Genomic DNA, 13,322 nt, shown 5'->3' on the forward strand with positions numbered 1-13,322 from the left:
GGTTCTTCTCCAAGTTCGCCCGTTCAGTCCTGCGCCATATCCGGGTGGCCTCAAAACACGAACTCAAGGAGCGCATCATGGCTGGCATCGACGACATCAATCGCCATCCCGTCATCCATACCTGGTCCTACAAACTCGCCGACGCCGCCTGATATGATTCGAACCAAGAAAACGCTGAACTAGGCGACCGTGATTTTCAAAGTAAGCCACTGAGACTGACCGCGCATGTGAACGTTTCGTGAAACCAGAACGATGCCCCCACAACGATGAACCGCCTCTACCCGTAGTCTGCCCAACTGGAGCGGCGAGGAACGAAGGCCAACAGATCGGCTTGAGAGTCTTGCCAGCGCGCTGCCGAGCTGGCGGAGCGGCCCCGGCCCTGGCCCAAAAGTCTTCTGAAGCCGCGGCCGTCTCTCCGCCATCCGTGGTCTGAGGATGACTATGACCGTCTTCGTCTACGTGAACACCGCCAAACAGGTCGGCGACGTCGACCACATTAAGGTCTTCTCCACGATCGATGCCGCGGAAACGTGTTTCGAGGAGAACGATCCTGAGGGCGTGGCGTTCGAGTACGACGTGATAGGCACGCCAGTCTGACCACCCGTAAATTTCCCAGCTGGACCGGCGAGGAACGCAGGCCAGCAGATCGGCTTGAGAGTGTTGCCAGCCCGTGCAGAGCTGGCAGAGCGGCCCCGGCCATGCCCCCCAGCCCCCTGAAGCCGGGGCCGTCTCTCTCAGCCTTTGTGTTCGGAATAGCTCATGCGGTCCTCGCCCTCGATTGTACCGGCTGATCGCCTCGATCGTGACGTCTATTTGGTGTTGGAGGACTTTGGAGCGCGCGCCGGCTGCGCTTGGCGGGAGACCGACGAGGAAGATACGGACTTGGAGACCATCGTCCGCGATCTGATCTCTGGACAATACACCTATCCCGTGCGGATCGTGGCCTTTAAGCTATTGAGGGCTGGTCGAGGGACGCGACGTCTGAGGTTGCCACGGCGCTTGCGCAACTCGCAATCGATGAGGCCTTGGAGATCACACCTGCGCTGGATACCTTCATCGCCGCCAATGCGAGCGAAACAAGGCTGCAGTTGGTACTGCCGCTACGCTAATGTCTGAAAGCCCACGAGGTGCTCCACGTCGCGCCAACTAGAGCGACGCGTCGATCGCCACCCGATGTCCGTCGACCATCGCGGCGGCCTTGACCTTGGCTTCTTACTCTGTTGCGCAGTCGCGCTAAGTCTAAACTCAGCGCATTACCAAGTTCGTCGAGCACGCAATTCTATAGATCATCATGATTTCAACCTGCCGAGTTCCAAACGAAAACTAACATAAGCTGGGAATTCGCATTCTTTCCCGGCATTCATCGGATTTACATTGGCAGAAGCAAATCACCTTGGCATAATTTTAGGGCCGGGGCTGGAACGTTCATCTCGCATCTATTTACACCCGGGGCCTGACGTAGCAACAAGGCTACGTCGGCGCTTTCAGCACGATTTTAGATCAGCATAGCGAACAACCTGAGGCCGTCCGAAGGGCGGCCTTTTCTTGTGACGTGCGACGAAAGTTTTGCTGGATTTTCCTGCACTGGACAATCAAGATCGTCCCATTGAGCAGTCAATTTTTCCGGGGACATTGCAATGGCAAAACCGGCCGTTTCCCGTGATGCTTTTCGTGGACTATTCGCTTTCTATGCGGCGAAAGCTCATCACGACCACAAAGCCGAAGGTGAGGAATGCCTTCTGAAGCTGTTCGGGTCCGCGGAAGACATTCCTGATCGTCTATTGCAGCAGTGGTCTGAAAGAGCTGATTTACTCGGCCGCGAAACCGTTGGCAGTATAGTGGAGCCGCGCGCGCATGATATCGCCGGCGGCGGCGCGCGATATGATTGCGCGAGCGACTTTCTCCACACGCTCCTAAGAGATCTTGAGAGAAAAATGCAGTGATCAAGATACGCGCAGATTTTCCGCGCTGCTCTTGCCCCGCCTCTGATCGACTTTGACCTCGTAAGAGACCTTCTGTCCCTCACGCAGGTCCGAGAGACCAGCGCGCTCGACGGCGCTTATGTGCACAAAAACATCTTGGCCGCCATCATCGGGTTGAATGAAGCCGAAACCTTTGGTCGCATTGAACCATTTTACCACGCCGGTTGCCACGTTAGTCTCCTCGCTACGCAATTCCGAAAGAATAAATCAGGTTTGCTGAGCTTTCCACCTTGAACTTACGGCGCAGCTCCCAAAACTCCTCCGGCGGAAGTAGCTCGCGCACCTTGTGTTCGTATACCCGTCAAAATCATCTTCGGCGAGATGCGCGCGATGGGCAGCGCCGGCGGAGGCTCGTTCGGTGCAATCCGCGTCGAGCGCGCAATCACAATTGGCTGCGCAGCCGGGCACGCCGGGCAATTGGTCTATATGCGCGGCGGCCATGGACCACGCTCCGAGGAGGCAACGCCGATCGGCGTCGCATGTCGCGTCTGCCGCCGCCCGAGATGCGCGGCTCGGTCAGCGCTTCCAATTGGTCGCGAACTCCTTCCCGACGACTTCAGGACGTCAAGCGTACCGTTTGGGTTCTCCGGTGACTGATTATACGGGCACCTTCAAAAACACGCCTAGATATCGCGAGCCGATCGCTGGATTACTTTCAGATCCGGCGGGCGTTGGGTGAGCCGACGTATGTTCGACAGCGCGGTCCACTTCGGGAGCCAAGCGAGTATAGCCAGTATCTGAAGAGGTCCGCGCGCGCTTTACGGCTTCTCGCTGCGCGATATAATTGCGCCTCGTAACCCAAAAATTGTACAAATGGCGGGGACACCATGGTTGCCACTCTCAGCAGCGATTTTTCCGTTTTTTCCGTTGGCGCGGCCGGCGGAATCTCGGCGGAGGTTCTTCATTGGTATGGACTTCGACGCGGTGGTCGTGTGCCGATCTACGCAAAGTCGGTTTTTTACTGGATTGTGACGATTGCGATGGTCTTGGTGGGCGCGTTTCTCGCGTGGGTTCGATTCGGCTCTGACGGAGTTCCATTTGACGTCTACTTCGTTGGTCTGGCCGCACCAATAATACTGCAGAAGCTGATTGCCCACGCTCCCGCAGGCGTTAAGGGATCGAGAGGCTCATCGACCGGCATCCGAGATTTTTTCGTTTGGTAGCCGATGGCCCAAGCCCGTTTTGCCTCCCTCGCGATTGGAATCGACGAGTACCCCCAAGGGTTCTACCAAGGGGATGAATTGCCCCTGAAATGTGCTAGCGCAGACGCCCGCCGTGTCCACGCGTGGGTTTCCGACACCTTCCCGCGCGAGCAGTCGAGACATTTCGCATTTTTCAACGCGCAGGCGACTCACCTTACAATTAAATCCTCGCTCGAGACACTCGCGACCCTGCAAAACCTTGATTTCGTGCTGATCTATCTTGCCGGTCACGGTCGTCGTACGGCAAACGGCGCCAACTTCTGCGCGTACGACCATCCGCAGGTTGGCCAAGGCGTCGATGCCCAATTTATCGACGATGCGCTCCGTAGAATGCAAGCAAAGAACGTCCTGATCTTTGTGGATTGCTGCCACGCGGAGGCGGTATTCTGGGGCAGCGAGTTCTTCAGCCGGTTGGAAGGCTCTCGTTGCAGGTTGTTCGTCGCTTCGTGTCAAGCGGATCAACTAGCCTACGAAGACGATCTCCTAAAATCTGCAACTGACGCCAGTGGGTCAAGTTTGCTTGCGCTGGCGTTGTTCGAGAAAATCGACGAAGCGGCGCGGCTTCGCTCGGAGCACGTTAGCCTGGATGAGGCCTTGTTTCCCTACCTAAAGAGAAGAGTACCTGCGCTCGCGTTCAATCTCAAAGGGAGAGCCCCGCAGGAGCCGGTTTCCGGCGGACTGTCACGCGATAGTATCTACCTGCCGATCGCCCCCTCAACTCGCCCACCGCCTGGAACGTTCACCGCGCTATTGGCGCGGTGGCGTTCAGTAGTCACCACTATCTGTGTAATTGCCGCGTTCTCGATCGTGACCATCTATGCCGCGACCTGGCATCTTGAATTCAGCTCCAAGGGCTATTTGGCACTGTTTGCAGGTCCATCCTGGTTACCATCACTGCCGGGAGATCTCCTGCTACGAAGCGAGCTCCCATTTACAGTAGCTGACATCACCGAAGAGCCGTCCCTTAGGGCAGCGGCGTTGAGCCGGAAGATCGAGGGTGTGTGGTGGCAGACCGATCGTTTCGGCCAGCGCCGCTGGCTACAGGTCATAGAAGGCGCTCTGCGACCTGGCATCCGCGCTTACACTAGGGCACTCAATGGCATGCCCGAGGAAGCAGCTCCAGACTTGAACCTTATCAATCCGGAAAGCTTCGATTTCAAGAGGCGCGGAGCTGGCGTATCCAGATACTCAAGCATGCTGTTTGGCCCCCGGCCGATGGACATAGATCATTTAATCGCCATTGGCGCGTCGGCTGTCCTCGATCATCCTACTGACATGGACGGCTTGATTAGACCGGTCGTCCAGCACAAGGATTTGGCTACATTTAATTCCAACGCATGTGCGACAACAATAAGCTACGAGTACCTCGAGTGGGATAAGGGCGATTTTTGGCAATCGTTGTCTCTCTCGGCGGCCAGAGCCGACGCACCCGAGTTTTTTGACTTTCTGATCTTCCAAGCCCGAGTTCTGGATCTCATCCTACGAGCGGAGCCGCCACGACCGGAATCTCCTGAATCCGATCCACTTGACTACATAGTGATTAGCGCCGCCAAACTTCGCCACCTGATTAGATCCTACGCACTTGGACGACGATTGAGAAATGAGACGGCGTTAGCGAAAGGAGATGCCGACAAAGTTTCCGAACTGAAAACGTCGGGATGCGGCACGATGGCGGATATTCTCCTTGCTTGGCTGGAGGAGGAGAAAGCTGATCCAGAGCTGCCAGCGAGGATCCTCGCTGATCTCACGACGCCCCCGGTCAAGTACGGAAAACGTAGCGATACCGTGGTCAAACTGCTTCTCGGAGCTTTCGAGGAAATTTGCCACCGTGAGGCGATCAAAGACACGTCTAAAGGGTGGTCTTTGTTATCGCAGGTGCCACAATCGGTGAGCGCCAAGGACAGGCTCCGAATGGCTGTGCGCTTGGCGGCGGATCGCGGGTTTCCGGGAGAGTTGGAAGACGCCCTTTTTCAAACAGTCGAAAGATGGCCGAATAGAATTGCCGCAGACAAAGTGCCGCCTATGTGGGCGCAACTGTTCTCAGAGGCGCTGTCGCGTCCCGATCGCGCCCTGCAGACTCTGAGTGTTGGCGTTGCAAAGATGTCCTCCGAGTCAAAGCAGCGCTTCCTGCGTCTGGATGAACCAATCGAGAGAATAGCTAAGACAAATGGCATGGAATCTATTGCCCCCGGGCTCGATGCCTATGCGGAAGGTCTATCGTGGCTCGGTCCGCTTAGAAAAGACATATCGGACTATATTTTTCACGGTGAAACGACTGAAGGACGCGACCAAATCAAATCACTTGTCGACCTCAAGCTCGGGATGCTCGCACGCATGGCGTCTCGCGGCTATCAAGACCCCCGAATGAAGGAAGAGCTTTTCGATCTGCCTAATCCAATTCCAGGAATAAACCTCTCTGACTGGCGCGGATTTCTCGCACCGCGCGCATACGTCGATTGGATGTTGGCTGCGCGAGCGGAAATTAGATATCGGCAAGATCCGCCCACCCCGGAAGGCTTGTTAAGATTGGTGTCGAGCCTCCGAGGTGATGCGCGCCGTCGCAGATCCGAGGTCTTGATTGTGCAGGAGTACCTGCGTGATCGCCCTGTTGCGGAAAAAAAGAGGTGGGTCACGGAGCTAAGCGCGCTCGCTGCTACTGAAATCGAACCAGAATTGCGTGCGGACATCGCAAGCTTGGCGGTGAGAGTGTTTGCTTCGATCGAATTGGAGGACCTGAATGAGAAGCGCTGAAGCGCAACGCCCCCCGCCGACGCGCGACGCTGAATCAAGGCGCGATAGGTTGCACAGCCGGCAACGGCTATGATCCGACCGTCTTGCCTGCCGCAGCATCTGCTTTCGGCGCATCCGCAAGGCCGCGCACGAAGTTTATGGCTCGCTCCTGAAGTTCGGCCTCAAGCTTCGTCGCCTTGATGCGCTCGACAACGAGCTCGCGATCGAACGGTCGCGCCTGGTGGTAGCCTTCCACGAACTCCTTGTCCTTGTCGGACAAGCGAGCGAGTTTGGATACGATGATGTCCTCAGGACATGGGGCAACGGCTAGGACCTTTCGATCGTCGACATCGACCGTCTTGGTGATCGCCCGCTTGTTCCAATCTTCAGGAAGCCGCGCGGTGTTCTCGTCGACACCGTCGATATAGAAGCCGTGCTCGCGATGGAATTTAGAGCCCTCGCCATAGAGGGCATTGATCTCTTCTGAAGCCTCTGGATCGTCTTCGGGATCCAGTTCCTTCTGCTGGATCTCCCAAATCTTCGCGTTTTCCGGATAAGCGTCGATTTCGCCAGAGGTGCGTAGGACGATTGGTGCGTCTGGCCATGAAAGCAAGATGCTTTGGCTGCCGATGATGAAGACCTTGTCGGTTTTAAATAGCCGGGCGATCACCCTGACTGTCTCGACAAGGTCTTCAATAGTGCGAACAAACGAGTTTTGTGTCACGCAGCCATCCGCGGAAGTCCCGCGGTCTGATGGATCGCAGATCTCTCGGCAATCCGCTTCGCCGCCTTCCAGATACGACGGCGCAGAGTGTCGTCCTCGAAATTGATGCCTTCCGCCAAAACGAAAGGTGAGGACAGACGCAGACGCGTCATCTCTTCGTCGCGGCTCGTCAGACGGCGGCGGACCGTAGAAGGAGGAAAGCCAAGCATGTCCGACCACTCGCGAACGAAAGCGTAGCCTTCGAAACGCTGGTAGTTATGGGCCAAAGAATCCTTAGCCCTTTCGACCAGCGACGGGTCGCGACCGATCTGCCGCGCAATAAGCCGATGCATGATCAGCTTCGCGGTGTCGTTCACGTATTCCCGGTTGATCCGGACGCTCATGGCTCTCGACCAGTGCCTATCTCAGGGTGGAAAATAGGGCATCGACCCTTAAAAATCCAGCTACCCACCAATCCTCTTGGACGGCGGATGTTCCCTGTCCGTTCAAACTAGCAGTTCCGATAAGCTCGGGCAACGGGGCAAAAACCCGGAAAATCGCCAAGGTCTAAGGAACCTGACCTCCGACCAGCAAGCGTCTTACTCAACTAAATATGGGGATATTGATAAGACAAATCAATATCTTAGCTCGATCTATCGCCTCAAGAGCGATAATCCTCCTTTCAGGCCCAAAACGGGAATGGAGGCCATGCCGGCGATACGAACTGAGATCTTCCAGAGAACCTTTACCCCTCCCCGCGGGAGATCTCCGAGCCCATCCTGGCCCTTTGCCGCGAACTCAGCCCAGACCGACAGCCTGTCTGGATCTCAGTCTTGCCTGAGCCCGGCGCCGTTGCCAGCGAGTGCTTCAGCAACGTTCCCGCAAAGGTTGCGAGAGACGGAGGGACACTGCTTTACGGATGGACGATTTGGGAATGGCCACGAATTTTCGTTGAAGCCGAACATCACGCCATTTGGGAATGCGATGATTCAGAGTCCTCGATCGTCCAATTTGTACTCGGAAGTCGCCGATTGCCGCACCGGCCAAGGCATCAAGCTTCACGAAGGGCAGATTTTGCTTACACGTTGATCAGAACAGCGGAAGCAAAGGTCCCGGGTCCAACACATGCCCAAGCGAAATGCCGACAAGCTTGCGCGCGCGAAAGCACGACCGGATCCCTCCCAATGGAACGAGGATGAAGCGATGACCTTTAGCGAGGCTGTCGCCGTGTTTTTTCCGCAAGGTCCACTGACATTATCATCACTGCGCAGGGCAGCGGCAGTTGGGACTCTTGAAATCGCCAAAGTGGCAGGTAAAGATTTGACGACGCCTCGTGCTATCCGCAAATTGGTAAAGCCATCATGCCGGGCCGCAAAGCCAAGCCGCCGCGACTCTGGTTCCGAGAAGACGACGGATGCTGGGTCATCCTCGATCGATCGGAGGGAAAGCGACGGCAGATCCGCACAGGTTGCAGCCGCGACGACATTGACGGCGCTGCGAAAGCGCTCGAAACCTACATCGGCGGACGGCACCCAACCACAATCGGGGCAAGTGACCCTGGGGTCCTCGCCATAGCCGACGTCCTTACTGCCTACGAGGTATCCAAACGGCCAAAGGATAAGAGTGACGAGCGAGCCTGGGCGCAGCATGATCTACTGCTCATCCGGCTCCTCGATCTGAATGGCTTCTTCGGTGACAAGACAGTGAGCAAGCTCAAGGCCCAGCTGTGCCGCGACTTCGTGGACTGGTCCACGAACACGCCGAATGAAAACAACAGGCAGGCCGGGTTTAAGCCACGTCAAGGCAAAGTTTCCGAGCAAACCGCTAGGCGCCGGCTTGAGGATTTACGTGCTGCCATCAACGCGTACCATGCGGAGCACACGCTGAGCGTCGTTCCGAAGATTACCCTACCTCCCAAGGCGGAAGGCCGCCACCGCTGGCTGACGCGCAACGAAGCCGCGCGCCTGCTCGGTGCCGCGATCGGCTACGTGTGGGATAACGAGCGAAAATCCTGGAAACGAAAGGAAGATGGCAAGCTGTTGCGCCGGGAGCGGTGGATCATCCGGCGACGCTATCCGGCCGCCCGCTTTTGTCTGATTGGCGTTTACAGCGCGCGGCGCGAGGAAACGATTCGGCGCACACAATGGCTCGCCACCACCACGCATCCATGGATGAACCTCGACGGCATGGTCTATCAGGGCAAAGGCGCCCTGGAACGGTCAACTAAGAAACGGCGCCCTCCGGCAAAGATCGCTAGCCGCCTGCGCCCTCACTTGGTCCGCTGGCGCAAGATCGACCAAATGCGATCGAGCGAACTGCGCGCGGCCGGCATTCTGGAGAACGGCGAACAAATCAGATTCGTCGTGAACCGCATTCACGATGGCCAGCCGCTTGCCGGCAAGATCAGGTCAGCTTGGGAAGGTATTCTGCAGGACGCGGGGCTTGGCGAGGATGTTGTCCGGCATTCGCTACGCCATACAGCAGCGACGTGGCTGATGCAGGCCGGCGTCGATATGTGGGAGGCTGCTGGCTGGCTTGGAATGACGGTAGAGCAGCTTGAGGCAAACTACGGTCATCACCATCCTGAATTCCAGGAAGAAGCCGCTGAGGCGTTTGGCGGCCAACGCTAGTCCCGCGCGGGGAACTTGGGATCGATTTCGTTCGCTGCAGCGTCGAGCTCAGATTGAGCGGCCTTCGCCCAAGCCCCGGACTTCTCAGGATCCCTCGGCGAAATCTGCAGAAACCGATCGTTGGCTGTGACAAGCGCGTGCACGGCCTTACTCCAACGCTCGTATGCAGAATCGAGCTCTACAGCCACCACACTGCTCCGATCGAGCCATTTCGTTGCGCATTTCGTTGCGCGCAAAAATCATCGAAAGTATAAGTATTTGAAATAATGGTCGGAGTGGCAGGATTCGAACCTGCGACCCCTGCGTCCCGAACGCAGTGCTCTACCGGGCTGAGCCACACTCCGACAAGAAGGCGGCTTATAGCGTCGGGTTTCACGCACCGCAAGCGGCCGAGCTGAGGAATTTTGTCCCTGTGAAAATGCGTCTTGAAACGTCGATTTTACCAGCCGGCCAGGCCGGCGCGGAAGCCGCCGCCCGGACCTTGGCCGCCGGCGGACTGGTCGCGTTTCCGACCGAGACGGTCTACGGGCTCGGCGCGGACGCGGCGAACGCGACCGCGATCGCCCATCTCTACGCCGCCAAGGGGCGGCCGGCCTTCAATCCGCTGATCGCCCACGTCGCGGACCTCGCGGCTGCACGGCGCATCGGGAGGTTCGATGCGCGCGCCCTGAAGCTCGCCGAGGCGTTCTGGCCGGGGCCGCTGACGCTGGTGGTGCCGAAGACGGATGGTTGTCCGGTCGCCGATCTAGCCACTGCGGGCCTCGACACCGTCGCGATCCGCATTCCCGCCCACCCGGTGGCCGAAGCCATTTTACGCGCCTTTGGCGGGGCCGTGGTGGCGCCGTCGGCAAATATCTCCGGCCATGTCTCCCCGACGCTGGCCGCCCATGTCGAGAGTGACCTTGCGGGGCGGATCGACCTGATCGTGGACGGCGGACCGGTTGCGGTGGGCGTGGAATCGACCATTGTCGGCTGCTTCGAGGCGCCGCTGCTGCTGCGGCCGGGCGGGCTGTCGCGCGAACGGATCGAGGCCGTCCTGGGCGCAGCCCTGGTGCGGCCGCCGGTGGAGGCCGGGAGCGACGACAGCCAGCCGCTGGCGCCGGGCATGATGGCCTCGCATTACGCGCCGCGCGCGGCCGTGCGGCTCGATGCGCGCGAGGTGGCGCCGGGTGAAGCGCTGCTGGCATTCGGCCCCGCGCGCCTGCCCGGCCTTGACGCCGCGTCAGCCGTCATGAATTTGTCGCCCGCCGGCGATCTCGATGAAGCCGCCGCCAATCTGTTCGGCTATCTTCGCGCCCTCGATGCGAAGAGGCCGCGGGCGATTGCCGTGATGACGATCCCCGAAGACGATCTGGGAGAGGCGATCAACGACCGGCTGCGCCGGGCTGCCGTGGCGAGATAAGAGCGAAGCAAGAGACGAAACAATGAACATCAATAAATCGGCCACTCCTCCGCTTGCGCCCGAGCTGATCGAACAATTCCGCAAGATCGTCGGCGAGCGCCACGCGATCACCGATGCGGTCGACATCGAGGCCTACGTCACCGAGGAGCGTAACCTGTTCCACGGTCGTTCGCCGCTGGTGCTGCGGCCAGGTTCGACCGCGGAAGTGTCCGCGATCTGCAAGCTGGCCTCCGAGCATAAAATCGCGCTGGTGCCGCAGGGCGGCAACACCGGGCTCGTCGGCGGGCAGACGCCGCACAACGGCGAGGTGGTGGTGTCGCTGCGCCGGCTCGACAAGATCCGCGAGGTCGACACCGCCTCCAACACCATGACCTGCGAGGCCGGCGTAGTGCTGCAGGTCGCGCAGCAGAAGGCTGCCGACGTGGACCGGCTGTTTCCGTTGTCGCTCGGCGCGGAAGGCAGCTGCACCATCGGCGGCAATCTGTCGACCAATGCCGGCGGCACCGCCGCACTCGCCTATGGCGTGGCGCGCGAGATGGCGCTGGGGCTGGAAGTGGTGCTCGCCGATGGACGCGTGCTCAACGTGCTGTCGAAGCTGAAGAAGGACAACACCGGCTACAATCTGCACAACCTCTTCATCGGCGCGGAAGGCACGCTCGGCATCATCACGGCGGCGACATTAAAACTGTTTCCCAAGCCGCGGGCGGTCGAGACGGCCTATGTCGGGCTGAAATCGCCGGCGGCGGCGCTGAAGCTGCTGACGATCTCGCAGAGCGAGGCCGCCAATGCTTTGACGAGCTTCGAGCTGCTCTCGGAGATGGCGGTGGATTTCTCGGTCCGCCACGGCATCGACGTGCGCGATCCGCTTGCGGAGAAGCATCCCTGGTACGTGCTGATGGAATTGTCCTCTCCCGGCGACGACGCCCGCACGCCGCTGGAGACAATCCTCGCCCGCGCCATGGAGGAGGAAATCGTCGACGATGCCGTGATCGCGGCCAATCTCAGCCAGCGCAGCAACTTCTGGAAGTTGCGCGAGGAGATGTCGTCGGCGCAGAAGCCCGAGGGCGGCTCGATCAAGCACGACATCTCCGTTCCCGTCGCCGCCGTGCCCGCCTTCATCGAGGAGGCCAACGCCGCCGTGGTGAAGCTGATCCCCGGCGCGCGGCCGGTGCCGTTCGGCCATCTCGGCGACGGCAATCTGCACTACAATGTCAGCCAGCCGATCGGCGCCAACACCGCGGACTACCTGGCGTGCTGGCACGAGATGAACGCTGTTGTGTTCGAGATCGTGCTGCGGATGGGCGGCTCGATCTCGGCCGAGCACGGCATCGGCGTGCTCAAGCGCGACGAGCTGCCAGAGGTGAAGGACAAGACCGCGATCGAGCTGATGCGCGCAATCAAGGCGATGCTCGATCCGCACGGCATCATGAACCCGGGGAAAGTGCTGTGAGCGTGTCCGCCCTTACGATCGACGCCATCCAGGATGCCGATGTCGAGCCGGTGGTCGCGCTGTGGCAGCGCTGCGGCCTGACGCGGCCGTGGAACGATCCGCATGCCGATATCGCGCTGGCGCGGCGGCGCGACAACTCGACGATCCTGATCGGCCGCGATGGCGGCGCGATCGTTGCGACCGTCATGGTCGGCCATGATGGCCATCGCGGCTGGGTCTATTACGTCGCGGTCGATCCGGATGGACGCAAGCGCGGCCATGGCCGCGTCATCATGGCGGCGGCCGAGGACTGGCTGCGGCAGGCCGGGATTGTCAAGCTCCAGCTCCTGGTCCGGCGCGAGAATGCGCAGGCGAATGCGTTCTATCAATCGCTCGGCTTCGAGGAATCGACGTCGGTGATGTTCCAGAAGTGGCTCGACGGCCGCGCTCCCACCTAGCTCCTAGCCGGAAGACAGCAATGACCATTTCCGACCGCGTCCGTATCAAGGACGTCCGCGTGCTCTCGGACGGCTGGACGCCCCTGAAGAACACCACGTTCGACTACCGGCGCGCCGATGGCGAGTGGCAGACCCAGCACCGGGAAACCTATGAGCGCGACAATGCCGCCGCCGTGCTGCCCTACAATCGCGCCCGGCGCAGCGTGATCCTGGTGCGCCAGTTCCGCCTGCCGGCGTTCATCCGCGGCTACGACGATCTCCTGATCGAGGCGGCCGCCGGCGTGCTGGACGACGCCTCGCCTGAGGTGCGGATCCGCGCCGAAGCCGAGGAGGAAACCGGCTATCGCCTGCACGACGTCCACAAGGTGTTCGAGGCCTTCATGAGCCCGGGCGCGGTGACCGAAAAATTGCATTTCTTCGTCGCCGAATATGAGCCGGAAATGCGCGTCAGCGATGGCGGCGGCCTCGAGCACGAGGGCGAGGACATCGAGGTGCTGGAGCTTGGCATCGACGAGGCGCTGGCGATGATCGCCAATGGGCGGATCATCGACGCCAAGGCGATCATGCTGCTGCAATACGCCGCGCTGCATATTTTCAGGTAGGTGACGCGGGCTTTCTTCACCTCGCCCCGCTTGCGGGGAGAGGTCGGAATTCAAGCGCAGCTTGAATTCCGGGTGAGGGGGAGCCTCCGCGAATCCCACTGTCGCCGTCCTCGCGGAGACTCCCCCTCACCCCAACCCTCTCCCCGCAAGCGGGGCGAGGGAGCGCAGCTGCCTCGCGGCGAGC

The 13,322-nt window shown here is 59.7% G+C and carries 12 protein-coding genes, 1 tRNA gene and 3 pseudogenes; 12 read left to right on the forward strand and 4 right to left on the reverse strand.

Annotated elements, in window-relative coordinates:
• The 4 genes and pseudogenes from ABID58_RS17675 to ABID58_RS17690 form a co-directional block, all read left to right on the forward strand.
• Positions 1–152: pseudogene (locus ABID58_RS17675) on the forward strand (IS630 family transposase); the annotation flags it as partial.
• Between the two features lie 283 nt (positions 153–435).
• Positions 436–597, forward strand: a complete 162-nt coding sequence (locus ABID58_RS17680; protein WP_354033580.1) for a hypothetical protein — start codon at positions 436–438, stop codon at positions 595–597.
• A gap of 162 nt (positions 598–759) precedes the next feature.
• Positions 760–1,109, forward strand: a pseudogene (locus ABID58_RS17685) (hypothetical protein).
• Between the two features lie 528 nt (positions 1,110–1,637).
• On the forward strand, positions 1,638–1,943 hold the full coding sequence (locus tag ABID58_RS17690) for a hypothetical protein (RefSeq protein ID WP_148771925.1): 306 nt from the start codon (positions 1,638–1,640) through the stop codon (positions 1,941–1,943).
• Here the strand turns inward: ABID58_RS17690 and ABID58_RS17695 are convergent, their stop codons facing one another.
• Complete coding sequence (locus ABID58_RS17695) at positions 1,944–2,153, reverse strand: cold-shock protein (protein ID WP_085398462.1); 210 nt, start codon at positions 2,151–2,153, stop codon at positions 1,944–1,946.
• Between the two features lie 165 nt (positions 2,154–2,318).
• On the opposite strand from ABID58_RS17695, the pseudogene ABID58_RS17700 reads away from it, so the two are divergent.
• The 3 genes and pseudogenes from ABID58_RS17700 to ABID58_RS17710 form a co-directional block, all read left to right on the forward strand.
• Positions 2,319–2,579 (forward strand): annotated as a pseudogene (locus ABID58_RS17700) (short-chain fatty acyl-CoA regulator family protein); the annotation flags it as partial.
• 230 nt (positions 2,580–2,809) lie between these two features.
• On the forward strand, positions 2,810–3,145 hold the full coding sequence (locus tag ABID58_RS17705; RefSeq protein WP_085398452.1) for a hypothetical protein: 336 nt from the start codon (positions 2,810–2,812) through the stop codon (positions 3,143–3,145).
• Positions 3,146–3,148: 3 nt separating this feature from the next.
• On the forward strand, positions 3,149–5,935 hold the full coding sequence (locus ABID58_RS17710; RefSeq protein WP_354033581.1) for a caspase family protein: 2,787 nt from the start codon (positions 3,149–3,151) through the stop codon (positions 5,933–5,935).
• 67 nt (positions 5,936–6,002) lie between these two features.
• On the opposite strand, the gene ABID58_RS17715 is transcribed toward ABID58_RS17710, so the two are convergent.
• Both ABID58_RS17715 and ABID58_RS17720 read right to left on the reverse strand, forming a co-directional pair.
• Positions 6,003–6,638, reverse strand: coding sequence for a DUF6036 family nucleotidyltransferase (locus tag ABID58_RS17715; RefSeq protein ID WP_085398454.1), 636 nt, complete (start codon positions 6,636–6,638; stop codon positions 6,003–6,005).
• Positions 6,635–7,021 carry a hypothetical protein gene (locus ABID58_RS17720; protein ID WP_085398455.1) on the reverse strand — a complete coding sequence of 129 codons (387 nt, stop codon included), beginning with the start codon at positions 7,019–7,021 and terminating at the stop codon, positions 6,635–6,637. Before ABID58_RS17720 ends, ABID58_RS17715 begins: the two co-directional genes overlap by 4 nt.
• Before the next feature lie 957 nt (positions 7,022–7,978).
• Between ABID58_RS17720 and ABID58_RS17725 the strand changes: the two genes are divergently transcribed.
• Positions 7,979–9,247, forward strand: a complete 1,269-nt coding sequence (locus tag ABID58_RS17725; protein WP_148771923.1) for a site-specific integrase — start codon at positions 7,979–7,981, stop codon at positions 9,245–9,247.
• A 267-nt stretch (positions 9,248–9,514) separates the two neighbouring features.
• Here the strand turns inward: ABID58_RS17725 and ABID58_RS17730 are convergent.
• A tRNA-Pro gene (locus ABID58_RS17730) sits at positions 9,515–9,591 on the reverse strand.
• Positions 9,592–9,665: 74 nt separating this feature from the next.
• Between ABID58_RS17730 and ABID58_RS17735 the strand changes: the two genes are divergently transcribed.
• The 4 genes from ABID58_RS17735 to ABID58_RS17750 are packed head-to-tail and all read left to right on the forward strand — an operon-like array spanning position 9,666 to position 13,138.
• Positions 9,666–10,649, forward strand: a complete 984-nt coding sequence (locus ABID58_RS17735) for an L-threonylcarbamoyladenylate synthase (RefSeq protein WP_354033808.1) — start codon at positions 9,666–9,668, stop codon at positions 10,647–10,649.
• Positions 10,650–10,671: 22 nt separating this feature from the next.
• The gene (locus ABID58_RS17740) at positions 10,672–12,099 is read left to right on the forward strand and encodes an FAD-binding oxidoreductase (RefSeq protein ID WP_354033583.1); all 1,428 of its coding nucleotides are present in this window, start codon (positions 10,672–10,674) and stop codon (positions 12,097–12,099) included.
• A 2-nt stretch (positions 12,100–12,101) separates the two neighbouring features.
• Positions 12,102–12,536: a GNAT family acetyltransferase gene (locus tag ABID58_RS17745; RefSeq protein WP_354033810.1), complete on the forward strand. Its 435-nt coding sequence runs from the start codon at positions 12,102–12,104 to the stop codon at positions 12,534–12,536.
• Between the two features lie 20 nt (positions 12,537–12,556).
• Positions 12,557–13,138, forward strand: coding sequence for an NUDIX hydrolase (locus ABID58_RS17750; protein WP_354033584.1), 582 nt, complete (start codon positions 12,557–12,559; stop codon positions 13,136–13,138).
• Positions 13,139–13,322 lie beyond the last annotated feature (184 nt).

Source organism: Bradyrhizobium sp. S3.2.6, from assembly GCF_040546885.1.
GTDB lineage: Bacteria > Pseudomonadota > Alphaproteobacteria > Rhizobiales > Xanthobacteraceae > Bradyrhizobium > Bradyrhizobium cytisi.

Bases quoted from the DNA above. Each gene is read 5' to 3' on its own strand.
- ABID58_RS17705 (WP_085398452.1), top strand. From the start codon at position 2,810: ATGGTTGCCACTCTCAGCAGCGATTTTTCCGTTTTTTCCGTTGGCGCG.
- ABID58_RS17680 (WP_354033580.1), top strand. From the start codon at position 436: ATGACTATGACCGTCTTCGTCTACGTGAACACCGCCAAACAGGTCGGC.
- ABID58_RS17710 (WP_354033581.1), top strand. From the start codon at position 3,149: ATGGCCCAAGCCCGTTTTGCCTCCCTCGCGATTGGAATCGACGAGTAC.
- ABID58_RS17740 (WP_354033583.1), top strand. From the start codon at position 10,672: ATGAACATCAATAAATCGGCCACTCCTCCGCTTGCGCCCGAGCTGATC.
- ABID58_RS17725 (WP_148771923.1), top strand. From the start codon at position 7,979: ATGCCGGGCCGCAAAGCCAAGCCGCCGCGACTCTGGTTCCGAGAAGAC.
- ABID58_RS17690 (WP_148771925.1), top strand. From the start codon at position 1,638: ATGGCAAAACCGGCCGTTTCCCGTGATGCTTTTCGTGGACTATTCGCT.
- ABID58_RS17735 (WP_354033808.1), top strand. From the start codon at position 9,666: ATGCGTCTTGAAACGTCGATTTTACCAGCCGGCCAGGCCGGCGCGGAA.
- ABID58_RS17720 (WP_085398455.1), bottom strand. From the start codon at position 7,021: ATGAGCGTCCGGATCAACCGGGAATACGTGAACGACACCGCGAAGCTG.
- ABID58_RS17750 (WP_354033584.1), top strand. From the start codon at position 12,557: ATGACCATTTCCGACCGCGTCCGTATCAAGGACGTCCGCGTGCTCTCG.